The sequence below is a fragment of the Halorubrum tibetense genome, assembly GCF_055396225.1.
Genome location: NZ_AP043742.1, coordinates 2053877 through 2079799 on the forward strand (window position 1 = coordinate 2053877; position 25923 = coordinate 2079799).

At 67.4% G+C, this 25923-nt stretch carries 18 protein-coding genes; 8 read left to right on the plus strand and 10 right to left on the minus strand.

The window, feature by feature from the left end; all coding sequences use genetic code 11:
- Position 1: 1 nt before the first annotated feature.
- The 4 genes from ACZ5TV_RS10330 to arsB all read left to right on the plus strand — a co-directional run bounded on the left by ACZ5TV_RS10330 (position 2) and on the right by arsB (position 5197).
- On the plus strand, positions 2 to 2554 hold the full coding sequence (locus ACZ5TV_RS10330) for an arsenate reductase (azurin) large subunit (RefSeq protein WP_379779838.1): 2553 nt from the start codon (positions 2 to 4) through the stop codon (positions 2552 to 2554).
- Entirely contained in the window at positions 2551 to 3222 is a 672-nt protein-coding gene (locus tag ACZ5TV_RS10335; RefSeq protein WP_464383802.1) for an FKBP-type peptidyl-prolyl cis-trans isomerase, read from the plus strand. Before ACZ5TV_RS10330 ends, ACZ5TV_RS10335 begins: the two co-directional genes overlap by 4 nt.
- 232 nt (positions 3223 to 3454) lie before the next feature.
- Positions 3455 to 3910 (plus strand): RidA family protein, encoded by a 456-nt coding sequence (locus tag ACZ5TV_RS10340; protein WP_379781743.1) that lies wholly within the window; start codon positions 3455 to 3457, stop codon positions 3908 to 3910.
- Positions 3911 to 4018: 108 nt separating this feature from the next.
- Entirely contained in the window at positions 4019 to 5197 is a 1179-nt protein-coding gene (arsB, locus tag ACZ5TV_RS10345; protein ID WP_379781745.1) for an ACR3 family arsenite efflux transporter, read from the plus strand.
- A 94-nt stretch (positions 5198 to 5291) separates the two neighbouring features.
- Here the strand turns inward: arsB and ACZ5TV_RS10350 are convergent, their stop codons facing one another.
- The 8 genes from ACZ5TV_RS10350 to ACZ5TV_RS10385 form a co-directional block, all read right to left on the minus strand.
- Positions 5292 to 7070 carry a hypothetical protein gene (locus ACZ5TV_RS10350; protein ID WP_464383803.1) on the minus strand — a complete coding sequence of 593 codons (1779 nt, stop codon included), beginning with the start codon at positions 7068 to 7070 and terminating at the stop codon, positions 5292 to 5294.
- A 43-nt stretch (positions 7071 to 7113) separates the two neighbouring features.
- Complete coding sequence (locus ACZ5TV_RS10355; protein ID WP_464383804.1) at positions 7114 to 7380, minus strand: hypothetical protein; 267 nt, start codon at positions 7378 to 7380, stop codon at positions 7114 to 7116.
- 112 nt (positions 7381 to 7492) lie between these two features.
- A complete protein-coding gene (ftsZ, locus tag ACZ5TV_RS10360) occupies positions 7493 to 8650 on the minus strand; it encodes a cell division protein FtsZ (RefSeq protein WP_379781751.1) in 1158 nt (385 codons plus the stop codon).
- Positions 8651 to 8757: 107 nt separating this feature from the next.
- Entirely contained in the window at positions 8758 to 10212 is a 1455-nt protein-coding gene (locus ACZ5TV_RS10365; RefSeq protein ID WP_464383805.1) for a D-aminoacyl-tRNA deacylase, read from the minus strand.
- Between the two features lie 125 nt (positions 10213 to 10337).
- Positions 10338 to 11288: a calcium/sodium antiporter gene (locus ACZ5TV_RS10370; RefSeq protein ID WP_464383806.1), complete on the minus strand. Its 951-nt coding sequence runs from the start codon at positions 11286 to 11288 to the stop codon at positions 10338 to 10340.
- A gap of 67 nt (positions 11289 to 11355) precedes the next feature.
- A complete protein-coding gene (locus ACZ5TV_RS10375) occupies positions 11356 to 11550 on the minus strand; it encodes a DUF7333 family protein (protein ID WP_379783470.1) in 195 nt (64 codons plus the stop codon).
- Between the two features lie 51 nt (positions 11551 to 11601).
- Positions 11602 to 12540, minus strand: a complete 939-nt coding sequence (locus ACZ5TV_RS10380; protein ID WP_379783468.1) for a PhzF family phenazine biosynthesis protein — start codon at positions 12538 to 12540, stop codon at positions 11602 to 11604.
- A gap of 403 nt (positions 12541 to 12943) precedes the next feature.
- Positions 12944 to 15694 carry a PAS domain-containing protein gene (locus ACZ5TV_RS10385; RefSeq protein ID WP_464383807.1) on the minus strand — a complete coding sequence of 917 codons (2751 nt, stop codon included), beginning with the start codon at positions 15692 to 15694 and terminating at the stop codon, positions 12944 to 12946.
- Positions 15695 to 15802: 108 nt separating this feature from the next.
- On the opposite strand from ACZ5TV_RS10385, the gene ACZ5TV_RS10390 reads away from it, so the two are divergent.
- Both ACZ5TV_RS10390 and ACZ5TV_RS10395 read left to right on the plus strand, forming a co-directional pair.
- Entirely contained in the window at positions 15803 to 17149 is a 1347-nt protein-coding gene (locus ACZ5TV_RS10390; protein WP_379783499.1) for an alkaline phosphatase family protein, read from the plus strand.
- 55 nt (positions 17150 to 17204) lie between these two features.
- A complete protein-coding gene (locus ACZ5TV_RS10395) occupies positions 17205 to 17834 on the plus strand; it encodes a DUF7097 family protein (RefSeq protein ID WP_464383808.1) in 630 nt (209 codons plus the stop codon).
- 178 nt (positions 17835 to 18012) lie between these two features.
- Here ACZ5TV_RS10395 and ACZ5TV_RS10400 read toward each other — a convergent pair whose 3' ends face one another.
- Positions 18013 to 18780, minus strand: a complete 768-nt coding sequence (locus ACZ5TV_RS10400; RefSeq protein WP_379783881.1) for a hypothetical protein — start codon at positions 18778 to 18780, stop codon at positions 18013 to 18015.
- 211 nt (positions 18781 to 18991) lie between these two features.
- Here ACZ5TV_RS10400 and ACZ5TV_RS10405 point away from each other — a divergent pair, with 211 nt between their 5' ends.
- The gene (locus ACZ5TV_RS10405; protein WP_464383809.1) at positions 18992 to 19672 is read left to right on the plus strand and encodes a DUF6517 family protein; all 681 of its coding nucleotides are present in this window, start codon (positions 18992 to 18994) and stop codon (positions 19670 to 19672) included.
- A 158-nt stretch (positions 19673 to 19830) separates the two neighbouring features.
- Here the strand turns inward: ACZ5TV_RS10405 and ACZ5TV_RS10410 are convergent, their stop codons facing one another.
- Entirely contained in the window at positions 19831 to 21165 is a 1335-nt protein-coding gene (locus tag ACZ5TV_RS10410; protein WP_464383810.1) for a plastocyanin/azurin family copper-binding protein, read from the minus strand.
- A gap of 614 nt (positions 21166 to 21779) precedes the next feature.
- Here ACZ5TV_RS10410 and ACZ5TV_RS10415 point away from each other — a divergent pair.
- A complete protein-coding gene (locus ACZ5TV_RS10415; protein WP_379781777.1) occupies positions 21780 to 24539 on the plus strand; it encodes a DUF7827 domain-containing protein in 2760 nt (919 codons plus the stop codon).
- Positions 24540 to 25923 lie beyond the last annotated feature (1384 nt).

Consider the following 25923-nt stretch of genomic DNA (forward strand, 5'->3'; position numbering starts at 1 on the left):
GATGGCGGACAACCCGAGCACCAGCGAGGTCCCGATCCCGCCGGCGGACGCCGAGCGATCGCCGCGGGCCTGTCGGTACTGTATCGTCGGCTGCAGCTACGAGGTGTACAAGTGGCCCGTCGGCGAGGAGGGCGGACCTGACGCCGAGGACAACGCGCTCGGCGTGGATTACCCGGCGGGATACGGGGAGTGGCCCTCGCCGAACATGCACCAGATCATCGAGGAGGACGGCCGGGAGTACCACGTCCTCTTCCGACCCGACCCGGACGCCGAGGTCAACGGCGGCTCACACTCGATCCGCGGCGGGACGCAGGCGCAGTCGCTGTACAGCAAGCACAACGAGGACTTCGACGACCGGCTCAAACAGCCGCAGATCCGGATCGGCGGGTCGCTGACGCCCGTCGACTGGGACACCGCGCTGGAGGTCGTCGCGCGCGTCACCGAGTACGCGACGCGGGACGAGCCGAACGGGTACGGAATGAAGATGTACGCGTACCAGTTCGTCGAGAACACCTTCGCCGGCTCGAAGCTGATCTTCGACGTGATCGGCTCGCCGAACTTCGGGTTTCACAACCGACCGGCGTACACCCCCGAGAGTCCGGGCGTCGAGCACTCCGGACTGTACGACTGGTCGACCGCCTACGACGACGCGGCCGAGGCCGAGACGATGGTCATCGCCGGTGGCGACCCCTACGAGAACCAGGACGTCTACTTCCACGAGTACGTGGACGCGGGTAACGCCGACATCATTCAGATCAACCCGCGCCGGACGTTCACCGCGAACTACGCCGAGAACAACGACGGCCTCTTCCTCCAGCTCAACGAGGCGACTGACCCCGTCCTGTTGAACGCGATCGCGCGTCACATCGTCGATCAGGGGTGGCACGACGAGGCGTCCCTCGACGAGTGGGTGATGGACGACCGCGACGCGATCGACGAGGAGGGGTGGTATCAGGAGGAGTTCGGGATGACACCGGACGAGTACGTCGATCTCCTCCAGTCGGACGACCGGTACGCTCCGGAGAACGCCGCGGAGATCACCGGGATCGACGCCGCGGACATCCGCGACGCGGCCGAGCGGATCGCGCAACCCGACAGCGACGAGACACGGACGCTGTTCACCTACGAGAAGGGGCTCATCTGGGGCTGGTCCCACGAGAACACGGCGGCGATGGCGAACCTCGCGCTGCTGACCGGCAGCGTCGGTCGCGAGGGGACCGGGATCACTCGGCTCGGCGGCCACCAGGAGGGCTGGTGGGAGGGCGGTCCGGGCGGCGAGGTCATCGCCGAACACTCCACGCAGACGTTCACGGGCGAGCGGGTCGAAGACGTTCCGGTCCCGCCGAACACGATCGAGCGCGTCCGGAACGGCGAGATCGACCACTGGCACGTGATCGGTAACGATCCGCTCCGGCACGAACACGACACGCAGTCGCTCCGCAACCGCGTCCGCGAGCGGACGAGCGGACCACAGCCGCAGACCGCCGATGTCGACGACGTCATGGCGGCGTTCCGCGAGCGAATCGACGACGGCGGGATGGTGCTCACACACCAGGAGATCTATCCGAACTCGACCACCGAGTACGCCGACATCGTCCTACCGGCGAAGGCGGTTGAGGCCGGCGAGCAGAGCAACCACCACCGGTGGAACGGCGAGCGACGGTTCCGTCACTACGCGTCGTTCATGGAGGGGCCGCCGAACGCCCGACCCGACTGGGAGATCTTCGCCGACATCGGCCGCCGGCTCGGTGCCGACGATATGGACTGGGAGAGCAGCGACGAGCTCTTCGATCACCTCGCCGCCGAGCACGGCGACGGCTATCCGTACCACATCGAAGCCCTCGCGGAGAAGGCCGAGCAGGACGGGACGACGGCGTCGACGGTGATGCGCGACCTCGACACGGACGGCGTTCGGCTCCCCGCTCGGTTGGAGGACGGCGAGATCGAGGGGACGCCGCGGCTCCACACGCCGGACGGCGATGAGATGCCCGGTGACGGTCGGTTCTTCACCGACAGCGGGAAGGCGATCCTCATGAGGGTCGATTGGGACCGGGTCGCGGACGTGTACGAGCAGCTGACGCCCGACCGCGAGAACGACGAGCTGTGGGTGACCAACGGGCGGCTCAACCGGCTCTGGCAGAACATGTACACCCACCAGCGGCTGGAGTACATCTCCAAACGCTACGAGCAGAACGTCTTACAGCTCCATCCGAACGACGCCGAAGCCCGGGGGATCGAGGCCGGCGACCTCGTCGAGGTCGTCAACGACGACGTGTACAGCCAGTACGGCGAGAACGGCGAGGGGAGCTTCACCGCCGTGGCGTACGTCATCGACGACGACGACGCCGTGCAGGGACAGATCGTTCCGGAGGGGCTCGCGTTCACGTACTGGCTCTATCCGGGCCAGGTCGCCAACGACATCGTCCCCGGCTATCTCGACCCCGCGAACCCCAGTCCCGGGTACAAGTACGCCACCGGTCGCGTCCGCCGGCTCGGCGAGAGCGACCAGAAGGAACGGATGAGCTTCAAGCCGGAGAACATCGCCCCCGAATGACGACGACGGACCAGGCGGACGCGCTCGCGGACGGCGACTTCGTTCGGATCGCGTACACCGCCCGTGCGGCCGACAGCGGCCACGTCGTCGACACCACGGATCCAGCGGTCGCCGCGGACGCCGACATCGCCGACCTCGACGCCGCCGGCCCGGTCGTCGTCGTACTCGGGGAGCGACACGTGTTCGAACCCGTCGAGGCGGCGATACGGGCGGTCGGCGTCGGTGAGTCGACGACGGTCGCGGTCGCTCCGGACGACGCGTTCGGCGAGCGTGACCCGCGCAAGCGCGAGGCCGTGCCCGCCTCGCTGCTCCCGGCGGATCGACGCGAGGCCGGCCGAACCGTCTCCGTCGCCGGCCGCGAGTGCGTGATCGAGTCCGTCGACGGCGAGACCGCACACCTCGATTACAACCACCCGCTCGCGGGCGTCACGTTGGAGTACGAGGTGACGGTCGAGACGCTGGTGACCGGCGACGACCGGGTCGACGGGCTCCTCGCGCTCCACGGACTCGACGCGGAAGCGACCGCCACCGACGATCAACTCGCCGTCTCCGTCGTCGCAACTGATCCGTCACCGGAACGCGATCGACGGCTCCGGGCGTTCGTCCGGGACGCGAAACGCCTGCTCCCGTTCGATACGGTGTCGCTGACCGAAACGTACTCGTCCTGAACGCCCTCGGGACCGGGCTGCGAGACGCCCGTCCCGGAGCGTTCGAGTCCGCCGTTATCACTGTGGAGCCAGTCCGATACTGAATTCTTGGCCGGAGACGACGGCCGGTTCGGCTTTGGCCCGAGCGCATCCGATACTCCCGATCACTGTTCCAGTGGTTCGGAACTCCCGTTCAGCGTCCGACTCGTACCGGTTCGAAGAGTTTTAATATATGAGCAACTGTTCATCTATTATGGAGCAACAGACGACCGAAACCGAGCGGGCGGACGAGCACCGTGACACGATGGACATCGACCCCGAACTGAGCAACGAAAGCAGGCGACAGCGCGACGGAACCGGAAACATCGGCGCGTTCGGGAAACGAACCGGTTCGTCCGATCTCCGGTTTTTCGAGGGTATTCTCCCCGTAATCGACGGTGACGTGTTGAGTGATCATTCAATCGAAGAACAGTTCTCGACGGCACTCGACAACCTCGAATCCGCGCTCGCCGACAACCGGAGCCTCACGTTCGGGGACGTGATGAAACTGGAGATCCAGCTCACCGATCCGAGCGCCGCGGAGGCGGTCGATCACGTGTACGCGTCGCGGTTCGACGACGTCGAGCTCCCCCCGCGAACCGTCGTCGGCGTCTGCTCGCTCCCCGGTGGTGCGGACGTCCAGCTCGACGTGATCGCCGCCGAAGAGTAGCCGTCCTCAGGATCTCCGTTTCACCGAACTAATGAACCATACCTCGTATCCGACTGCTGCGTATCGCTCCTCGTCGAACCGCACGAGTATCAGGGAGGTGATGGCATCGTGAGCGACACCAGCCACGAACACGGTCCGGACTGTGGCTGTCCGGACTGTGGCGATCCGCGGTCGATGGACTTCCTCGACAAGTACCTGACCGTTTGGATCTTCCTCGCGATGGGGATCGGCGTCGGACTCGGCTACGTCGCTCCCGGGGTCGTCGACCCGATCCAGGAGTACCACCTCGTGGAGATCGGCCTGATCGCGATGATGTACCCGCCTCTCGCGAAGGTGAACTATCGCCAGCTCCCGCGGGTGTTCTCCCAATGGCGCGTGCTCTCCCTGAGCCTGATCCAGAACTGGCTCATCGGCCCGACCGTCATGTTCGCGCTCGCGGTGATCTTCTTCAGCGGGATCGTCCCCGCCTTCCCCGCGCGGCCCGAGTACTTCCTCGGGTTGATCTTCATCGGTATGGCCCGGTGTATCGCGATGGTCCTCGTCTGGAACGACCTCGCGGACGGCTCCAGCGAGTACGCTGCCGGATTGGTCGCGTTCAACAGCGTCTTCCAGATCCTTACGTACGGCGTCTATATCTGGTTTTTCGCGCTGTTCCTGCCGCCGATCCTCGGACTCGACGCGATGGTCGCCGGGATCGGTGCGTTCGACATCACCGTCCAGCAGGTGTTCTGGGCGATCGCGGTCTTCCTCGGGATCCCGTTCGCCGGCGGCGTCGTGACTCGCCTTGGCGGCGTCCGCTCGAAAGGCGAAGAGTGGTACGAAGAGCAGTTCGTGCCGAAGATCAGCCCCCTCACGCTACTCGCGCTGCTGTTCACCGTCATCGTGATGTTCGCCACGCAGGGCGACAACATCATCTCCCAGCCGTTCGACGTGGTGTGGCTCGCCGTCCCGCTCACGATCTACTTCGTCGTGATGTTCCTCGTGAGCTTCGGGATGGGGCGCGGGATCGGCGCGGACTACTCGACGACGACCGCGATCGGCTTCACCGCCGCGAGCAACAACTTCGAGCTCGCGATCGCTGTCGCCGTTGCGGTGTTCGGCGTCGGCTCCGGCGTCGCGTTCGCGACCGTCATCGGTCCGCTGATCGAGGTGCCGGTCCTGCTCGCGCTGGTCCACGTCGCGATCTACTTCCAGGATCGGTTCGACTGGACGGGCTACGAGACCGGACAGCTCGAGAGCACGAGGCCAACCGATGGTTCGGCGTCGTCATCCGTGGACGACGATTGAGGGCCAGCAAGCGTGTCGGGTTCGGCCTCGTCGGTGTCGACACTGACCCGGACCGACCCAGACCGACCCGAACCGCGACGCGGTCCGACGCCACCTATCCCGTCGCCGTCTCGTTGCCCGCCGCTCGCTCGTCGTCGGGTTCGACGATGATCGTCTCCTGGCCGGGCTCGACCGGGATCCGCTCGATGACTTCCCCGTTGTCGTCCGTCACGAGCACGTAGTAAATCGCGTCGACGTCGTCGGTCTCGTCGCCGTCCTCCCCGTCGATCGGACCCAGGTCCTCCTCGGTCACCGTCCCGCGGATGAACTCGCGGACCGCGTCATCGTCGCGGATCTCGACGGCACTACCCGTGTCGGCGTTGACGAACACGTTGCGGGTCACGTCGGTGAAGTCCGTCGGCGTCACCTTGAGGTGCCACCAGAGGTCGCCGTCGACGGTGACGGGGACGGGCTCGGTGATCACGAAGTTCTGCCCCCAGTTAGTCCGTGAGTCCGCCGACCGAGCGATCCCCATCGCGCGTTCCGGACCGGTGAGGGTGTCGTCGCCGGTGCCGAAGTAGGTGTACTCGCCGGTTTCGGCGTCGGCGAACCATACTTCGTCGAGCCCGCGAGTGTCCGCGCCGTACGGCTCCATCGCCGTAACGTATGACATGCGCTCCCCTTCGAGATCGATGACGAACGGCTGCGTGTTGTCGGCGTCCGCGGGGAGGCGAGCGACCTCGACTTCGTCCTCGTGTGCGCCGACGACGGGCAGCTGGTTGACGATCCCGTTACGGTACCCCATCGCGTCCATCTCGGCGCGCGTGAGCGTCGTGGGGTAGAGCCGCTGGCCGTCCAACACCTCGTTGTCGGCCGCTTCGGCGGGCGTGAGGTGTTCGATCGTCCCATCCGGGTGAATCAACGCCCCGCCATCCCACGTCGGCGTCGTGTGCGGTAGCGGCGTCAGGTGCCACTCGTGGACCGTCTTGGGGTAGTACATGTACGGCCGCCCCTCGTGGCTGAACTCGACCGCGTCGTCGTCGTACCGCGCGAAGTAGTCGGTCGTCTTGAGGTTCCAGTCCGCGGATCGCTGGAACAGCATCCCCTCGCCGTAGGTGAAATCCTCCTCGTATGCCCGGATCTGTCGGTCGTCCATCCGGGTCATATCCGTGACGAGCACGCCACGCTGGTTCTCGAGCAGCTGGTTCCGGAACCCGTCGGGTTGGATCGCGTACGACCAAGCGAGCGAGCCGTCCTCCGTGCGGGCGATGTCGCTCGTTCCGAGTCGGTGTTGTCGGTAGGAGACGGAGCCGCGGGTCGTCACGTCCGCGACCATGCGGGGCACCACGCGCGGGTTGTCAGGGTTCGCCTCTGGGAACTCGTCGAGCTCCGTCGCGTCCGCCACGGTCGACTGTGCCAGCGTCCGCTGTTCGAGCGCCCCCGCGGGAACGCCGACGAGGAACGCGACGACGACGAGCACCCCGAGGACGCCGACGAACAGCCGGAGTTTCCGGCCGGCCGCCCCGTCCATGCCGAGGAGGAGGCCGATCGGGTTGTCGGCGTCCTCCAGCCCGTCCATTCGACGCCGCGCGCGCGACGCGCCGCCACCCCCGTCGCCGAGGACCCCTGGCGGTAGGAGCCACAACACTACGGCCGCGAGCGCCGCACCGCCGCCGAACACCGCCGCACCCGGCGAGTAGAGCACGCTGTACACGAGTCCGTGCCACAGCGGTCGAGTGAGATAGCCGATCCCGACGACGATCGCGAGAACGAGCCCGCGCGTGAGCAGGTGCGTCAGCAGCGAGCCACCGCCGAGCCCGCCGCGTCGTCCGCCGTCGTCGTGACCGTCGTTCCCGTCACTGCCGTCGCTTCCGGAGGGCCTGCCGTTCGCCATTGCCCGGAGTTATCTCTCACGGGTGATAAGTGCGCGGACGGCGTCACTCCCCTCGGCCGACCAGCCACTGGAAGCCGCCGGCGATGCCGGCAGCGGTCATCCCGTTCCGAACGACTCCGGGCGCGGCGTCCCACGTCACGGGCTCGCCGACGAGGACGCCACCGGCGACGAGGCTCACGACGGTCGCGACGAACGCGAGGGCGGGGACGCCGACGACCGCGGGGAGCCCGCGGTCGGTGTCCGGCTCCGGTTCGTCGATATCGGGGACTGCGTCTGGATCGGCGGTGAACGACGGGCGGGGCGTGGACATCGTGGTGTTGCGGGCGGACGTGCGATAGGGGGAGGGGCGTGGATATCCGGACCAGCGCGAGTTTCGGAGGGTGATCGGAGTCGACGCGACGGGCGTCGTCGGTCGCGGGCGCTTACTCGACGTAGTCGATGTCTTCCATCTCGGCGGCCGCGGGGGCGTCCTCGCCGTCACCCTGCCGGCCGTAGATCTGCGGCGACTCGACGCCGGTGACGACGATCATCGTCCGCATCTCGCCTTCGAGCTCCTCGTCGACGGAGGTGCCCCAGATGATCCGCGCGTCGGGGTCGATCCGGTCGTAGATCTCCTCGACGACGCCCTCGGCCTCTTCGATGGACATGTCCGTGCCGCCGGTGACGTTGACCAGCGCGGAGTTCGCGCCGGAGATGTCCACGTCGAGCAGCGGCGAGCGGAGCGCGCTCTTCACGGAGTCCTGCGCCTTCGACTCGGAGTCGGACTCCCCGAGGCCGATCATCGCGACGCCGCCCTTCTCCATTACGGTGCGAACGTCGGCGAAGTCGAGGTTGACGAGGCCGGGTTTGGTGATCAGCTCCGTGATCCCCTTCACCGAACGCATCAGCACTTCGTCGGACACTTTGAACGCCTGACGGACGGGGAGCTTGCCGACGGCGTCGAGGAGGCGGTCGTTGGGGACGACGATGACGGTGTCGCTCACGTCGCGGAGACGTTCGAGACCCGCTTCGGCGTTGGTGCGTCGGACCTCGCCCTCCGCGGTGAAGGGGGTCGTGACGATGGCGATGGTCAAGGCCCCGGATTCGCGGGCGGCCTTCGCGACGACGGGCGCGGAGCCGGTACCGGTGCCGCCGCCGAGCCCGGCGGTGACGAACACCATGTCGGAGCCGTCGATGGCGTCTTGGATCTCCTCTTGGGACTCGATCGCGGCCTCCTCGCCGACCTGCGGGAGCGAGCCCGCGCCGCGGCCCTGGGTCTTCTGCTGGCCCATCAGGATCTTCGTGTCCGCCTCGATGTTGACGAGGTGCTGGACGTCGGTGTTGGCCGCGACGAGCTTCGCGCCCTTGATACCCTCCTCGGTCATCCGATTGACCGTGTTACCGCCCGCACCGCCACAGCCGACGACGGTGATGTTCGTCTGGAGGTCTTGGAGGACGTCCTGTAGCTCGTCGTCGGTCATCGTTCCGGTCTGTGGTGGCGCCCCGGCGTGGCCGTCGTCCGCGGGGTCGCCGAGCTCCCCGGCTCCCTCGTCCGGGGCCTCCTCGGCTTCGTCGATGGCGTCCTCAACGATAGAGTCCATTATATGGTCCAGTTGCGACCCGGACGTATTTATTTTTGCCCGATCGTCTGACGCGGGTCGGACGAGAATCAGGGAGCGAGACGCCCGATAGTTCGGGATCCGAACTGCTACTCGGACGGGCCGATCGGGAAGCGTTCTCGAGTCTCGCGTGAGACCTGGACCGGGCGCACTGTCTTGCCATCGACCTCGACCGCCTCGCCGTTCGCCAGCCGGCCGAACGCCGGCCCCTCCGGAACCCCGCGTTTGGCGGCCAGCCCCGGGTCGAACGCGGTCTCGCGTGCGATCACCGCCGCGGGTCGCCCCGCCTCGTCGCGTTCGACGGCCACCTCGTCGTAGCCGGTCGCCAGCACGTCCGCGAGGTCGTTGACGAGGTCGACGTACCCGGGCGGGGCGTCGGACCCGTCCCCGGCCGCGAACGCGGCCCGCCCCACCGCCCGGGTTCCCGCCTGTTCGGTCTCGAAGGCGACCGTGTTCGCCTCGACGGCCGCGCGGGCCGCGTCCCCGTCGATCCCCTGTGCCCTCGCGAGGAGGTCGGCGGGGAGCTCGCGGACGGCGACCCCCTCGTCGGCGCGCTCGCGCTCGCCCTCACTCCCCCCGACCGCGGGGGCCACGGAGCCGAACCGGAGCCCCTCGTCGACGGTCGACAGCGCCGTTTCGAGCGCCTCGACCAGTGCGAGGGGGCGGTCGCCGACGACCCGGAGCCACGTCTCGCTCACGACTCGGTGGCCCAGCTCCTCGACAGCCGCCCGCAGGTCGGGCTTCGGCCCCTCGATCACGGCGTGTCGGGCGGTGCTCCGCTCGAAGGCGGCGTCGATCACGTCGCGGTTCGCCTCGGGTGCGCCCATCTCGCCGAGCGCCCAGTCCGCGCCCACGTGCCCGACCGTCCACTCGGTATCGCGGACGATCCGCGTGAACCGCGGGGCGTAGTGGCCACCGCCGAAGCCGACGACGTGGCGCGGCTCGCCGTCGGACCCTCGCAGCTCCGGCCCGGTCCCGCGCAGGTCGAGTACGGCCTGAGCGACCGCGTCCGCTGCCGCCGGGTCCGCCCACTGCGGTTCGTCGGAGCCGACCTCGACGAACAGCGAGGGGGCCGCGGTGTCGGTCGGGCCGTGGTGGGTACACTCGATCCCGACGTCGTATCCCTCGGGCGCGTGGGTCGCGAGCGCGTCGACGACGCGGCTCACCGCGCCCGGGGCGGCCCGGGCGAGCGTCCGTGGCTCCCCGCCGTACGCCGCGGGGCCGAAGTTGCCGGTGACGTGTGCGGTCAGGAGGCGGCCCGTCTCGCCGGCGTGTCTGGAGACGAAGACGAGGAGGTCGAGAGCGTCGGCACCCGACCCACCTTCGTGTTCGGTTCCGTCGAACGCGGCCGCCGGGTTCGAAAGGTGGATGTGGAGGTCGTCGAACTCGCGGAGCTCGAACCCCTCCGTCCGGTAGTACGCCCCGCCGCCGGCGGCGTCCGGCCGGCTCGGGTCCTCGTGGCGCGTCCAGTCCTCGATCGCGCGAAGTCGCTCGCCGATGTGTTCGGAGGCGCTGTCGGCCCGGCTGACGACGATCGCTATCACACCTCCTGATCGAGCGCGGGCGGCCGAATACCCGTCGGTTCGGGACCGACCGGGGGCGCACGCGGGCGTCTCCGGTTCACAGCGCCTACCACCTCTCACCGGTTATCAGCGGTGAGCAGTCGCGCTCACGGGATCAGCAGGTAGATGAAGCCGGCGTAGGCGACGACGAGTATCCCGCCGTCGAGGCGCGAGAGCCGTCTCCCGCGGTACATCAGCCCGACGAGGAGGACGGTAAAGGCGATCAGCGCAGGGAACTCGAACGCGCGGACGCCGGCGCTCACCTCGACCGGGGCGACCAGCGCGAGGATCCCGATCACGGCGAGCACGTTGTAGATGTTCGAGCCGACGACGTTGCCGACGCTGAAGCTGGCCTCGTCGCGGACGGCGGCCACGACGCTCGCGGCGAGCTCCGGCAGCGACGTGCCGATGGCGAGCACGGTGAGCCCGATGAACAGGTCGGTGAAGCCGGCGGCCGCGAGCAGCTCCCGTCCGCCCTCGATCAGCCAGCGCGAGCCGAGCACCAAGGCGACGATCCCGCCGACCACGGCGGCGACGTCTCGGGGGCTCGCGTCGGGCATCCCCTCGCGCTCGACGGCGGTGATTCCCGCCTGCGTCCGTTGGATCCGTCGGAGAACCACGACCGTGAACCCGACGAGCGCGACGAGGAGGACGACCCCCTCGCGGGGGCCGATCCGACCGTCCCAGCCGAGCGCGACGAGGAGGAACGCCGCGAGTATCATGAACGGGACGTGACGCTCTAAGACGGTGTCGGACACCTCCAACGGGCGGATGAGCGCGGCGACCCCCAACACGAGTCCGACATTGGCGATGTTCGAGCCGACGATCGCGCCGAGCCCGATGTCCGTCGAGACGGTGAGCGCGCCGAGGACGGCGACGAACAGCTCGGGGGCGGTCGTCGCGAACGCCACGACGGTGACGCCGACCGTCGACGCCTTCAACCCGATCGCGAGCGCGAGCTCGCGCGCGCCGGACACCAACAGCTCCGCGCCGAGGTACAACAGCCCGACGCCCGCGGCGAGGAGGACGAGTTCGGTAAGGGGCGAGCCGAGCGGCACGCTCGGCGGTTCTCACCGTCGTCTCAAAAACGCCGCGGTGTGGTGTCCACGGCGGGTACTACCGCACTCAGGCGCTCCCAGCGCGGAACTCGCCGTGTTTCATCCCGATGAGGAACACGACGGCCGCGAAGGCTATCATCGAGGGGACGACCATCGTCAGGGTCGTACTGAGGACCATCATACCGCCCCCGACGAGCCCGCCCGCGCCGAGCGCGACGAGCAGTACCACCAGACCGGCCGCAGTTGGGAGATCGAACTCCATACGATCGATCGGGCTCACGCGACAGTAAGGGTTGCGGGGACGGGTCGTCGATCAGACGACCAGGATGTCGTCGTCGTCGCCCGCTTCGTCCGGCAGCCGGAGGTCACCGTCCAGCGACACCACGGCGTCGCCGCCGATCGTGACCGGGTCGCCCGCGTCGCCGACCCACACCCGGACGTACCCCGGTCGGTCGACGAAGTGGCCCTGCTCGAAGCGGAGCTCGTCGGGGGTGTCGCCGTCGAACGCCTCGACGGCCCGGAGATAGCCGCCGACCGCGCCGCTCGCGGTGCCCGTCACCGGGTCCTCGTCGATCCCGACCGCGGGCGCGAACGCCCGCCCGTGGAGGGTCGATTCCCCGTCCAGCGTGTCGAACGTGAACGCGTACACGCCGGCGACGTCGAACTCGTCTGATATCGCCTCGATCGCGTCCGGGTCGGGGGATGCGCCCCCGAGGTGTTCGAGGAAGTTGACGGGGACGACGAGGAACGGGAGTCCGGTCGAAGCGACCGCGACGGGGAGGTCCGCGCCCACGTCGCGCAGCGCGGCCGGGTCGATCCCGAGAGCGTCGCCGAGGCGGTCGGCGTCGAGCGTGTCGGGGTCGATGACCGTCACCTCGGGCGGCTCTTGGCGCATCCGGACGCCCCCGTCGTCCTCCACTCGTATCGTGAGATCGCCGACGTTCGTCCGGAGCGTGTACTCGTCGGCGTCGATCGTCCCGTCGGCGAACAGGGTCGCGTACGCCGCCACCGTCGCGTGGCCGCAGAGGTCGACCTCCGTCGTCGGCGTGAAATACCGGACCCGGTGGTCCGCGTCGTCGCCGTCGCCGGCCACGGGCGTCACGAACGCCGTTTCGGACGCGCCGAGCTCCGCGGCGATCCGTCCCATCCGGTCGTCACTCAGCCCCGTCGCGTCGGGCACGACGCCGGCGACGTTGCCGGCGAGCGGCTCGTCGGTGAACGCGTCGACGAGCAGCGTGCGTCGGGTTTCCATGTCGAGGGGTCGGCGGCCGGCCGCAAAAGGCTCCCGCTCGGGGTCAGGATCGTGGGTGCTGTCGGCCTCGCGAACGCCCGCGGATCGCGCGACCCTTTATCAGTCGTTGCCGGCGTGGTGGCTGCCGTCGGCTGCCCATTTATCAGTCGTTGCCGACGCGGTGGCTTGACACGTGGAGTCGCCCCGACTCCGCACCGCACCTCACGCCTCCCCAGCCTCGCAGCGGTCGCTTATAAGCGACCGCTGCGTCCATCGAGGGGCCGGAGGCCCCTCTAGCAGTCGGGCGAAGCCCGACGACCTCGCGGGCGCGCCACCGCGGACTCTCGTCCGCCCCTTATATACTCGCGTCCGGCTCCCGGCCAGCGGCTCGTTCGGCTCCTGTCGTCGGGTCCCGACTCGCGGCTCACTCGTCGTCGCGGAGCGGCGTGACGCCGCGGACTTCGATCCGTGCGCCGCCGTCGGCCGACTCGGTCGCCGCGACGCTCCAGCCGTGGGCGGTGGCGATCCCCTCGACGATCCCGAGCCCGAACCCGGTCCCCTCCGGGTCCGTCGTGAACCCGGTCTCGAAGGCTTGCTCGCGGTCGGCTTCGGGGATCCCCGGGCCGTCGTCAGCGACGAACAGGGTCGTCTCCTCGCGGCCGACCGTCACGGTCACGGCGTCGCCGCCGTGCTCGACGCTGTCGTCGGGCTCCGCCCGACTGCTCGTGGAACCGTGTTCCACGCTGTTCCGAAACAGGTTCTCGAACAGCGTCCGGACGCGTGAGGCGTCGCCGAGGACGAGACCGGGATCCTCGACGACGAGCGTCGCGCCGCCGGTTTCGACGGTGTTCCACGCCTCGCTGGCGACCGCGGCCAGGTCGACCCGTTCCGTGTCGACGACGCGCTCGCCGACCCGCGCGAACGAGAGCGCGTCCTCGATCAGCTCGTTCATGCGGTCGAGAGCGTTCGCGGCCGTGTCGAGCCGGTCGGTGTCGCCCGTCTCGCGCGCCAGTTCGAGGTTCCCGCTCGCGACGTTGAGCGGGTTCCGGAGGTCGTGTGACACCATGCTCGCGAACCGATCCAGCCGGTCCCGCTCGCGAGTGACTTCCGACTGCGCCTCCCGCCGCTCAAGCTCGTAGCTCACCCAGCGGGCCATCATGTCCACGAGCGTTACCTCCCACTCCGGGAACGGGTTGGGGCGGTCGCCACGGTCGTAAAAACAGAACGTCCCGTACATCTCGTCGTCGACGACGACCGGCGCGCCGACGTAACAGGCGATCCCGCCCTCGGTCACGCCGTCCCGGTCAGCGAGCTCCGGGTCCCCGGGGGCGTCACACACCTGTATCGACCCGGCCTGCGAGACGACGCGCTCACAGATCGTCGTCGACAGCGGGACGACATCACCCGCGGCGAACAGACCCGTGTCGTCGGCCACCACCTCCGCACGGTACCGCTCGCCCTCGACGTGTGAGAGCAGCCCGGACTCGACGCCGAGCACCTCCTTGCCGAGCGCGAGCAGGCCGCTCACCTTCGACTCCAAGGTCGTGTCCTTCTCGGCGATCACCTCGTAGAGCCGTTTCATGACGCGTTCGCGCCGCTCCAGCTCCTCGCGCTCGCGGACCCGCTCCGTCACGTCCCGAACGTACATCGAGACGGACTCCCCCTCTGGATACACCCGCGCCTCGAAGTGGCCGTCGACCGGCTCGTAGTAAGCGGTGGCGGTCGTCGCTTCCCCCCGCTTGCGGGCCTCTTGGATCGCCTCCGCGAGCGCGGCATCCGCTTCGGGGAACGCCTCCCAGAACCCCTGGCCGACGAGCTCCTCACGGTCGCGCCCCTCGCCCGCGAACGCGACCGTTCTGGCGTTGAGGAAGGTGATATTGTCGTCCTCGTCGATGGCGATGAAGCCGTCGGCCATCCGGTCGAGGAGGTCGGCGCGCTGGTCGGCCAATCGGAGCTCGGCCGTGACGTCGGTAGCGATCCCGTACACGGCGTACGGCTCGCCGTCGTCATCGAACAGGGGGACGCGGACGGTGACGAACCGTCGGTCGCCGTCGGCGGTCGGGTAGCGCTCGTCGAACTGATCCGGCTCGCCGGCCTCGATGACGGCCGTGTCGTGGTCGCGGAACCGGTCGGCGACCGCCTCACCGTGGACCGCCGCTGTCGTCCGGCCGAGGATCGCGTCGCGGTCCCGGCCGACCATCGACGTGAACGCCTCGTTGACGAGGAGATAGCGGTCCTCGAGGTCCTTCATGAACACGACGTTCGTCGTGTGATCGAGGATCGTGTCCAGCCGCTCGGCGAACGCCCGGAGCCGCTCCGCCGTCTCCGCGCGCTCGACGTGGACGGCCACGAGGCGGGCGACGGACGACCAGAACCCGTCGGCGTCGCTGTCGGCGGTGTCGGTGTCACCCTCCGGGTCGGCGTCGCCCCGGGACGCGTCCACTCGTCTCGCTCCTCCCGTCTCTCCTGGCGCTATCGACCCGTCCGGACCCACCTCGATCCGAACCGCCACGTCGCCGGCGGTCGCTTCGCCGACCGTCTCGAACGCGTCGTCGTCGAGCGCTTCAGCCGAGAGGTTCCCGAAGACGACGCCGTCGACCACGACGCGAACGGGAAGCGGCTCGGCGAGCGAAGTGGCGTCCGATCCGCGCGCGAGCGCGGTCGCGACCTCGCCCAGGCGGTCGGCGAGCGGCGCGTCCCGGGTCAACGCCCCGCAGACGGCGTGTAGCGTCGCCAGTTCTCGGGTTCGGCCGTCCACCAGCCGCTCGGCGCGGCTCGCGGCGACGGCTCGTCGGATCCGCTCCGGGAGCGCCGCCGGCGTCGACGGATCGGCCTTCCGCCGGTACCCTGCCGCACCCGCGTCAAGCGCGGCGGCCGCGAACGCCTCGTCACCCTCGCCGGTGACGACGAGCACGGGGACCGTGGCGTCGATCGCGTGGACCCGGGCGAGCAGGGCGAGTCCGCCCTCGCTGTCGGGTCCGCTTTCGTCGCCGAGGTGGCGCTCGACGACGACGCAGTCGTGTCGGTCGGGGTCGAACGTCTCGATCGCCGCCTCAGCAGTCGCGACGCGGTCGACCGCGATCCGGCCGGGGGCGCGTCGGAGCGCGTCGGCGAGGGCCGCGGCGAACGCGTCGTCGGGGTCGGCGTGTAACACACACGCCGATTCCTGGGTCATACCCGCTGTACTCGGTGGTGATACTTGTGTATGGCGAGGGACGGACACGGGTCGGATGTGCGGTGGGTCGATGTCAACGCTTTTCCACCCCAGTGCCGATGTACCCCTATGGGCCTCTTCGACCGGTTGCGCGGGGCCGACACCCCGCGCGTGGCGTTCCTCGGGATCGACGGCCTGCCGTTCGATCTCGTCGCCGACAACCCGGAGACGTTTCCGACCCTCTCGGCGATCTCCAAGGCCGGCGACGCCGGCGCGATCGACAGCATCGTCCCGCCGGACTCGAGCGCTTGCTGGCCGGTCCTCACCAGCGGCGTCAACCCCGGCGAGACCGGCGTGTACGGTTTCCAAGACCGCGAGATCGGGAGTTACGACACGTACGTCCCGATGGGTCGCGACGTCCAGTCGACGCGGGTGTGGGACCGCGTTACCGCCGCGGGAAAGGACGCGACCGTCCTCAACGTTCCCGTCACCTTCCCGCCACAGCGGACCCTCCAGCGAACCGTGTCGGGGTATCTCTCGCCGGACGTCGACAGCGCGGCACACCCCGAGGAGCTCCGCTCGTACCTCGCGGAGAGTGACTACACGCTGAGCGTCAACGCCAAGCTCGGCCACAAGGCGGACAAGACCCCGTTCATCGAGCACGCACGGTCGGTGCTCGACGGCCGGGCGGCGCTGTTCGACCGCTACGTCGAGCGCGACGACTGGGACCTGTTCGTCGGCGCGTTCACCAGCCCGGACCGGGTGAACCACTTCCTGTGGGACGACCACCTCGACGGCGGCCCGTACGCCGACGAGTTCGTCGAGTTCTACGCGACGCTGGACTCCCATATCGGACGGATCCGGGAGGCGCTCCCCGACGACGTACGGCTCGTCGTCGCCTCCACGCACGGGTTCACTCGGCTCCAACACGACGTGTACTGCAACGAGTGGCTCGAACGCGAGGGGTGGCTCTCGTACGCGACCGACGACCACGACTCGCTTAGCGATATCGGTGCCGACGCCAGAGCCTACTCGCTGGACTCGGGCCGCTTCTACCTCAACTTGGAGGGCCGCGAGCCGGACGGGGCGGTCCCCGACGCCGAGTACGACGCGGTCCGCGCCGAGTTGACCGAGGCGTTGGAGGCGTGGGAAGGACCGAACGGTCGGCCGGTCGTCGACCGCGTCGTCGAGCGCGAGACGGCCTTCCGGGGCGACCACGACGAGATCGCGCCGGATCTCGTCGCGATCCCGAACGCGGGGTTCGACCTGAAAGGCGGGTTCCGCCCGCGCGAGCGCGTCTTCGACCCGGACGGCCCCCGGTCAGGCATGCATACGTTCGAGAACGCGGGCCTGTTCGTCGACCACCCTGCCGCGGCCGTCGAGGACGCCGACCTGCTCGACGTCGTGCCGACCCTGCTGACGCTGCTCGACATCGAGTTCGCACGGACCGACTGCGACGGCGCGAGCCTCGTCTGAGACCCGGGCGAGCCGTCGCCCGCGGGTTCAAGTCCGACCGCCCGTACCGACGGGTATGGAACGGACGCCCGAGGGCACGCCCGTCGGGGTCGACGACCCGTACGCGGTCGCCGGGATCTGTGACCACCTCACCGACGACGGTCGGTGTCGGTTCGCGCTGACCCGCGCCGGCGACGACCCCGAGTTCGCGGCCGCGAGACGCGCGGACGACTACGCCTGTCACGTCGGCGAAGTGGGTCGCTGGCGCGCGTGTCCACAGTACCGATCAACGACCGACGGCCGCGAGTGCGCGCGTTGCGGACTGGAGGAGGTCCGACTGGCCGGCGAGGACGTTCGACCGCTCGTCGAGGAACACCACCTGTCCTACGGGGGCGCGGGAGACGGCGGGGCGGCACGCCCAACCGACGAAGGAGGGGCGGCCGACCGGGCGGACCCCGTGGCGGCAACGGACGACCCGGACGACCCGGACGACCCGGACGACCTCCCGGACGCGGGCCCACACGAGATCACCGTGGCGCTGTGTCGCTGGTGTCACGCGAAGGTCCACGAGTCGTTCGCCCGGATCGACGACGACGCCAGCCCGGACCCCGAGGCGATCGCGGCGCGGGAGGGGCGGCGGACGCGCGAGATCGAGGAGGCGGGGTTCGAGACGGCGACAGAGCGGTACGAGGACCGGGAGGAGTAGGGAAGAGAACGGTGGGCGGGTCGGCGTCGCGGTCGGCGGGTCGGCGTCCCGGTCGGCGGGTCAGCGTCGCGGTCGGCGGGTCAGCGTCGCGGTCGGCGGGTCGGCGTCGCGGTCGGCGGGTCAGCGTCGCGGTCGGCGGGTCGGCGTCCCGGTCGGCGAATCGGCGTCGCGGTCGACCTCAGGCGTCCGGCTTCGGCCGGATCAGGTTCGCGAGGGCGACGAGACCGCCGAGGAACCAGCCGAGCGGGACGGAGATCCCGACCCACATCAGCACGTAGCCGAGACCGGGCAGGCCCCACTGCTCGCCGAACGTCTCCAGGTCGAACGCGCCACGGAGCACGTCGTTGACTCCGCCCACGAAGAGGAACGTGTCGAGGATCCAGCGGGCTAAGTCGTAGCTCGGCGGGAGGATGATCTCCTCTAAGGTGGGCGTGACGAGCGCGGCGACGACCGGGGGGAGGAAGATGGCGGTCATCGCGAACGGATAGGCCAGTAGCACGCTGACGAACCGGCCGCCGGCCTTCGAGAAGCCGGCGGCGAGGGCGGCGGCGACGATGGCGACGACGCTGGCGGCACCGACGGCGATCACGTCCTCGGTCGCGAGCTGGAGGTAGGTGACGGCCGTGAGCGACCCCCAGACGACGGTGGCGACGATCACCGCGCCCGCGATGCCGAAGCGGGTGACCGCGGAGTCGAGCTTCGCGGCGTAAAACCGGGTGGCGAAGCCGACGAGCAGCAGGGGATAGGTGACGGCGACGAGCGGCGCGCCCAGGACGGCCCAGCAGTAGTAGCCGATCGTCTGTGGGGCGGTTTCCGGTTTCCACTTGCCCAACACGGTGCTGGGGTCGAGCTGGCGCGGGAACACGACCTCCATCCAGGTCTCGTGGAGGCGGACGACGTCGAGCAGGAGCGCCTCCGCCAGTCCGGTTTGTCCTCGACGTTCCATTTGGTACGGATCGCAGGCGGGGTGACGTGAACTTTGTGCCTTCCGTCCGCGTCCACACGGTTACGGTCCCGCCCCGGTAGTCCCGCCCCGGTGCTCCCGCCTGGATGGCCAATGGCCGCTGATCGGGGGCGATCGGGGCTCCCGTCCGGCGGTCTCAGGGCTGATACGCCCGGCGATACGCTTAACAGCGCGTGCCGGCGTACCTCCGCGTATGCATCGAAGACGACTGCTCGGCGCGCTCGCGGCGACCGGAGCGGTCGCCGTCGCGGGGTGTCTCGGCGGCGAGGACGGGAACTACGAGTTCGACGCGGAGCCGGCGAGCGTGCCGGCCGCGACGCTCGCCGACGCGGGCTACGAGGGCGAGGAGCCGGAGCCGTTCCACGTCGAGCAGTCGTTCGACCTGCCGGGGGTCGACGCGCGGGTGTCCGTGACGACGTGGGTCGCGGGCTACGAGAACGCCGAGCGGGGGGCGGCGCTGTTCGTCGCGAGCACGCCGAACGCGACCGTCGCCGGCCAGTCGGTGAACCCGCTCGTGCGCGCGGACCCCGTCGAGCTGCTTCGCCGGCTGATCGACCAGAGCGATGGCGGGCCGGACGGCGACGACGTGGACGAGATCGAGGAGCGGGGGTCGGAGACGCGGGAGGTGCTCGGCCAGTCCGTCGAGGTGACGACGTTCGAGGCGCAGGTGGACCTGGACGTGGACGAGGAGGCGCTGGCGGACGCGGAGGGTGTCGAGGAGGCCGAGGGGCTCGACGACGGCGAGGTGCCGGCGCTCGTCCACGTGGCGACCGTCGAACACCGCGAGGACGTGATCGCGTTGGTGGGTGTCCATCCGCAAGCGGTCGAGGAGCGGGGGACGCTGCTGTCGCTGATGGAAGCCGTCGAACACTGAAGGCGGCGGGGGTGAGCGGCCCTTGGCGGAACGAGCGGCCCTTGGCGGAACGAGCGACCCTTAACGGAACGAGCGCCACCGGACGAGCTGTGACCGGTCGACTGGGTCGAGGTCGTTCGAGCGGATCGGTTTTTGTCGTGTCGACGTCCCCGGACGGGCTACTCCTCGACGACCTCGATCCGGCCGCCCATCCCGATCGCTTGGTGTGGCTCGCAGATGTACTCGTAGACGCCGGGCTCGCTGAACGTGTGTTCGAAGATCCCGTGGCTCTGGAGCGGCGATTCGAAGGTCCCGTCGCGCGCGACGACGTTGTGCGACCCGCCCTCGCCGGTCCACTGCCAGACGACGGTCGCGCCGACGCTCACGCGCACGTTCGCGGGCTCGACGGAGAGCCCGTTATCGCCCGCGCCGACGAGGACCTCGACCGGGCTCCGGCCGGTCTCGTCGACCTGTTCGCGGGTGTCGTCGCCGTCGCCGTTACCGTCGCCACTGTCGGGCTCGTCTTCCGCCGCGATCGCTTCCTCGGCCTCGTCGAGCCAGCTCGGCTCGCTCACGGTGACGGGCTCGCCGAAGGTCCCGTTCGCGTGGGTGCGGAGGCGGTCGCCGTCGTCGAGCTCGACGTCGACGTGGATGTCGACGACGACGCCGTCGGCGTCGATCTCGATCGTACAGGCGTTGAACGCGGCGAACTCGTCGGCCGTCGTGTCGGTCCCCTCGACGACGTAGACGCCCCGCTCCCCGTCCCAGCGGGGCTCGTCGAAGGTGAACGTCTCCCCGGCGTCGGCGTACGCCTCGATCGGGAACCCGATCTCCGAGACGAACTCGTCGTAGTCGCCCGACTCCCGGCTGTACTCCGGCTCGCCGTCGCTCCTGGGGGTTCGCTCGCGGACCGTGAACGAGCCGTCGCTGGCGTACACGTCGGTCCCGTACGTCGCGTCGCGGCGCGTGTCGGGGCGGACCGTCTGCTCGTCGGATTCGCCGAAGCCGAACCGGCCCTCGCGGTCGGTCGGGTCGCCGATCGCGGTGAGCGCGGCGCTGTTCTCGACGGCGTCGTCGGTGGTGTCGCCGTCCGCGTGGGCCGCGTAGAAGCCGCTGTAGGTGAACGGCTCCGTCTCCAGCGCGTCGAGGGTGGTCGCCAGCGCCGCGTCGAGGTCGAAGCCGTCCGCGACCGTCTCCGGCGGGTCGTCCGGTTCGGGGTCGGCGTCGTCCGCGCCCGGATCCTCGTCCTCGTCGTCGTCCCGGCGGTCCTCGCTCCCGTCGTCCGCGCCCGGATCCTCGACGTCGCCGTCGCCGACGCAGCCGGCCAGGACGGCGAGGGAGGCGAGCGACGCGGAGCCACCGAGGAGTCGGCGGCGCGAGAGGGGGTCGACGGTGGGTCCGGTAGCGTCGCGGTCGGCGGTATCCGGGTCGGCGGCGTTGCGGTCGGCGGTATCCGGGTCGGCGGCGGTCAGATCGGCTTCGGAATCGGGGTCGGTCCCGTCGCGTGTCGTCATACGTCACGATCCACGGATCGATATATAACGGTATCCCTGACAGTTCGGTCGGGTGATACCTGGGTGGCGGCGGACGTTCGCCTGCGGGAGTGTAGCGATCCGGCCCCCGATCCGGGGCGACACGGAGGCTTCCTCGGCGGCTCACGGGCCAGATCGGGTTCTGTCCTATCCTCTTTGCTCGCGCGCTCGTGCGGGAGTTCGAGCGCGCGCGTGACATACACCGGTCCGCTGGGGCCGCGATCCGGGGGTGTCGTATTCGTGATACGCTGACATGCGTCAGACGCGTGAGATCGAGATCGGGCGTTTGAGGCCCGAACACGGGGTTGTGAGACGTTATCACGGCCCGAAACGCCACACAAAGTATTTATAACGCCCGCCATACGTTTCGGGTGTACCCCTACCCAAATGACTGCAGTACTGAGTACCGGTGGCCGAGTCCGGTCGCACCACGATGACTCCGTAGGCGGCGACGATGATCGGGCGCGACTCGAAGGCTATGGGAAAGCTGCTGTGGTCGATGCGATGCAGACCCAACACAACAAACAATGACAAACGACAATACAACACGGAAGAAGGCTAACGCGGTCTTCTTCAGCGTGATCATGGTTATTTCCATGGCTGCTATCGGTTTTGCTGCAGCACCCGCAGCAGCAGTCGGGAATGCCGATGAAATCACCTTCGAGGATCAGATCCTCGATGCAGACGGTAACGTAACCGTCGAGATCGACGAGAGTAGTGGCGAAATTGATGGGTCAGTCATCATCACGTTCGAGGATGACGGTCAAGACATCGTCGCTGGCGTGGAAAACGTTAGCGATGAAGGACAACAGACCGTTACTGTGGAAGACCCTAGCGCCTTCCCCGGTAACCACACCGCTCACCTCAGCTCAGATGATGCTGACGCTCAGGAGATCGGTGAAGCAGTTAAGAACACAGGAAGCATCGTAGATGATGATGAGGCGTACGTCTCCGGTGCGGATCGGCTATTCGCAGAGGATGATCTTGACGAGCAGCTCGTCTGGCAAGGCCAGAATGTTGACGTAACCGGTGTCGATGCAAACGCCGACATCCAGCTTCGCGAACGCATTGATGACGATACGACACGCCTTCGCGACGAGCTAACCGCCAACGATGACGGTGTTGTTAACTTTGACACCGACGATCGCAACGAGGGAGATTACTTCCTCCGTGGTCCCGGTGCCTCTGGCGATGGCCAGTTGTTCGAAATCGCTGTCCAGGACCTTGATGCCGACTTCGACGCAGATGAGGTCGACAATCAAGCTGACTCGGTAACGGAAGTCGAGTTTGACTCCGTCCGTGGCAGCTATGCGCTCGACATCAGTGCTGACGGTGACCTCGACGAGAGTGAACTGGAGGACATCTTCGCTGACATCCCGATCGCAAGTGCCGACGATGACGTGATCACGACCGAGCGTATCTCTGACGGTACGTTCGACGCTGACTTCGACGGCATTGACGAAGGCGACTACGAATTCGAGTTCGACGTCGTTGACACGACGGCCTCGGACAGCGACTCGATCACCGTCGTCGAAGGTGTTGACGGTGAGGTTGAGTTCGAAGATGCGACCATCGACGTTGAGCAGGGTGGCATTGCGGAGATTCAGCTTAACGCGATCGGTGGCGCTGAGGAAGCTCAGCTCGTCATCGGTGACGAGGACGAGATCGGCTACGAAGGACTCGCCAACGTCACGTTCGACGAGGACGAAGACGAGATCACGCTGCTGTTCAACACGTATGCAGCGGGCTCCGACGACGTTAGCGAATTCGGAGAAGTCCTGACCGTCGACGGCGACGGTGATGTTGACTTCACCGACTTCCCGACCGAAAACCTCCTCGACGAGGGTGACTACCAGCTCTCCGTTGCTGCTGGCTCCGGTGAGGACGCTGACGAGATCATCGACAACCCCGATGAGCTCGGTTCGCTCTTCATCGAACCGCGCAGCACCAACGCATGGAACACTTGGATCACCCCAAGCGATGCTGAGATCGAAGACCTCGACGACGTTGCAGACGCACTCGATGACGAGAGCCTGACGCAGAACGATGTCGTCGCACACGACGATGTTCTCGTCCACCAGATCGACGCAACCGGTCTGGAGGGTATCTTCCAGTCCGCTGACGACGAGGACGATGTTCAGGCACTCCTCAACCTGCTGACGGACGACTTCACTCACAACGAAGGCGACGCGGCGTTCGACCTCCGCATCCGTGAGACGCGCGCAAGCGCTGGTCCGAACACCGAGCGTCTGCGTGTCGATGTTGGGGATAGCCAGCCCGATGTGCTCGTTGACGATGACTCCGTGTTCATCGTGACACCGACTGAGGACATCGTGTTCGATGATGACGACTTCGAACCGCGCATCGACGAGCTCTCTGACGCGACTGACGATGACTTCGAGTTCGAGGTGCGCTTCCGCAATGAGGATCAGCGCCTCCTCGAAATCGAGGACGAAGAAACTGATATCGCGGATGTCCGCGAGCAGCTTGAGGCAACCTTCGACGTTGAAGAAGCCGCCTTCGACTTCGACGCGGATCCGTTCGAAGTGACTGCGTCTGACGACGTGGTCTTCTCGGGCGACACGAACGCTGCACCCGGTTCAGAATTCAACGTGCGTGTCCAGTCCGCATCTGGTGTCACACCACGGTTCAACCTGAACCAGGACGGTTCGGTCGCTACTGACCAGACCTGGGAGTCCGATGAGTTCGACCTGACTGAGACGAGTGTCGACGACGAGTTCACGCTCCAGCTCCGCAACACGATCGCTGATGAGCGCCCGACCGCGGACGGCATCGTCGTTGACGCCGAGGAGCCCGAACCTGCGTTCTTCGAGGTCTCGGACCTTGACCCGATGGACGTGACGGTTGAGCAGGGCGACCTGATCGACGTCACGGCAACCATCACGAACACCGGCGACGAGGACGGCGACCAGACGGTCGAGTTCCGCGTCGACGGTGACGCAGTCGCTGAGGAGGACGTTGGTCTCGATGCTGGTGACGACACCACCGTCGAGTTCACCGACATCCCGACTGACGGCCTCGAAGGCGACTACGAGCACGGCGTCTTCACCGACGACGACAGCCAGACGGCAACGCTGACTGTCACCGTCGATGACGACGACGACGCTGACGATGACGACGACGCTGCGGACGACGACGACGCTGCTGACGACGATGACGCAGCGGACGACGATGACGCAGCGGACGACGACGACGCAGCGGACGATGACGACGACGCAGTGGACGACGACGACGATGACGACGACGCGGAAGACGACACGCCCGGCTTCGGCGCTGTCGTCGCCCTCGTCGCCCTCATCGCCGCCGCGCTCCTCGCGACCCGTCGTCGCGACTAAGTCGGCAACGACTCACGTCGTTCCATAACCATCGGCCCTCGCGGGCCGACCCATTGCGGCTTTCTTTATTGCGCGCTCGACCGCCGAGCGACAGCGCTCTCACCCCCGCCGAGCGTCGAGCATCCGAGCATCGGCGGACGCCCGGCCGGCGTGATCGACGCGGGAGGGGCACGCGCTCGCGAGTACGGATCGGGTCCCCCCGACGCGCTGGTTTCGGCGCGCGGAAACGTCACGTGACGTAACTGATTTATAAGCGTGTCAAGCAGATACGAGTATCCCGCGGCGCGCGACGGCTGTTCGGTCGCGCGGTTCCTCGCCGTCGTCGACGTGCGAGTACTGCGCCCAGCGACGGCTCCGTCGCTCGCGGTGTTCACCCCATGCAACGCGAGCACTCACATCGATCCGCCCGGTTCGCACTCGTCCTGACGCTCGCGATCGTCTTAATCGCGAGTGGATCGGTGGTGGTTGCTGGACAGGTCTACAACGCCGGAGATACGGAGAATATCGGCATTAGTCCCGACGAGACACAGACTATCTCTGGGATCACAATGAGTGAACAGGATGAACCAGTCCTGATCCATATTGGCGAATTAGTTGAAGCCGGGGCTGAGCTTAGTGCTGATCCTTCGTCCTACTATGCTTCGGGAAGGGAGTCAGCCCCAGCTGATGAGGTTCGAATCGTTGACCCCAACTCGGCTGATGCAACCCTCGTTGTCGAACCATCTGCATTTGGGTTCATCGATGTCGATGTCGTTTTAACTAATGTTGATACTACTGGCGTTGGACTAGATCGCGGGTCTGAGCAGTCTATAAACGAAATCATCGAGTATCAGATGCGTCAACCGGATCAGGACTCAAGCGTTACACGAAGTGATTTTACTATCACTTCTGAAGCTAATATCGATATCCAGTCGTATGACGACCAAACAGGTGAAGTCAGTTTAAATAACGTATCTCTTGAGTCCACTCACACTGACTACACCGTTGTTTGGAAAGTTAACAACGAGGGAGAACTGTCTGAATTCCTTGGGAAAGACCAGGGACAGGAGGGTAACTTTACGATTCCAATTAGGAGAGTCGATAATTCGACGACAATTGCTGCAACAGTCCAACCTAGCCCAGACGAGTCAAGTCCTATCTATGCCGTGGATGAGTCAACCCTCACAGTTCCAATAGAGCTCCAGTTGGAACGGTCTCCGATCCATTACGTTACAACTGATGAAGAAACCGACCCTAGAAACGAGAGCGTCATTGAAATAGTATTTAATACGAAAATCGAAGGAGATGGCAATTTGAGTGTTGAGCTGTCCGATTCACTCACTCAGACGGTTAATCTTGGTACTGATTCTGAGTTATATTCCACGCACGGCAGTACCATTCGACT

Excerpts from the sequence above, each read along its gene's own strand:
- ACZ5TV_RS10400 (WP_379783881.1), bottom strand. The coding sequence starts at position 18,780 with ATGGAACGTCGAGGACAAACCGGACTGGCGGAGGCGCTCCTGCTCGAC.
- ACZ5TV_RS10385 (WP_464383807.1), bottom strand. The coding sequence starts at position 15,694 with ATGACCCAGGAATCGGCGTGTGTGTTACACGCCGACCCCGACGACGCG.
- ACZ5TV_RS10375 (WP_379783470.1), bottom strand. The coding sequence starts at position 11,550 with ATGGAGTTCGATCTCCCAACTGCGGCCGGTCTGGTGGTACTGCTCGTC.
- ACZ5TV_RS10335 (WP_464383802.1), top strand. The coding sequence starts at position 2,551 with ATGACGACGACGGACCAGGCGGACGCGCTCGCGGACGGCGACTTCGTT.
- ACZ5TV_RS10380 (WP_379783468.1), bottom strand. The coding sequence starts at position 12,540 with ATGGAAACCCGACGCACGCTGCTCGTCGACGCGTTCACCGACGAGCCG.
- ACZ5TV_RS10415 (WP_379781777.1), top strand. The coding sequence starts at position 21,780 with ATGGCTGCTATCGGTTTTGCTGCAGCACCCGCAGCAGCAGTCGGGAAT.
- ACZ5TV_RS10355 (WP_464383804.1), bottom strand. The coding sequence starts at position 7,380 with ATGTCCACGCCCCGCCCGTCGTTCACCGCCGATCCAGACGCAGTCCCC.
- ACZ5TV_RS10410 (WP_464383810.1), bottom strand. The coding sequence starts at position 21,165 with ATGACGACACGCGACGGGACCGACCCCGATTCCGAAGCCGATCTGACC.
- ACZ5TV_RS10330 (WP_379779838.1), top strand. The coding sequence starts at position 2 with ATGGCGGACAACCCGAGCACCAGCGAGGTCCCGATCCCGCCGGCGGAC.
- ftsZ (WP_379781751.1), bottom strand. The coding sequence starts at position 8,650 with ATGGACTCTATCGTTGAGGACGCCATCGACGAAGCCGAGGAGGCCCCG.
- ACZ5TV_RS10395 (WP_464383808.1), top strand. The coding sequence starts at position 17,205 with ATGGAACGGACGCCCGAGGGCACGCCCGTCGGGGTCGACGACCCGTAC.
- ACZ5TV_RS10390 (WP_379783499.1), top strand. The coding sequence starts at position 15,803 with ATGGGCCTCTTCGACCGGTTGCGCGGGGCCGACACCCCGCGCGTGGCG.
- ACZ5TV_RS10340 (WP_379781743.1), top strand. The coding sequence starts at position 3,455 with ATGGAGCAACAGACGACCGAAACCGAGCGGGCGGACGAGCACCGTGAC.
- ACZ5TV_RS10405 (WP_464383809.1), top strand. The coding sequence starts at position 18,992 with ATGCATCGAAGACGACTGCTCGGCGCGCTCGCGGCGACCGGAGCGGTC.
- ACZ5TV_RS10350 (WP_464383803.1), bottom strand. The coding sequence starts at position 7,070 with ATGGCGAACGGCAGGCCCTCCGGAAGCGACGGCAGTGACGGGAACGAC.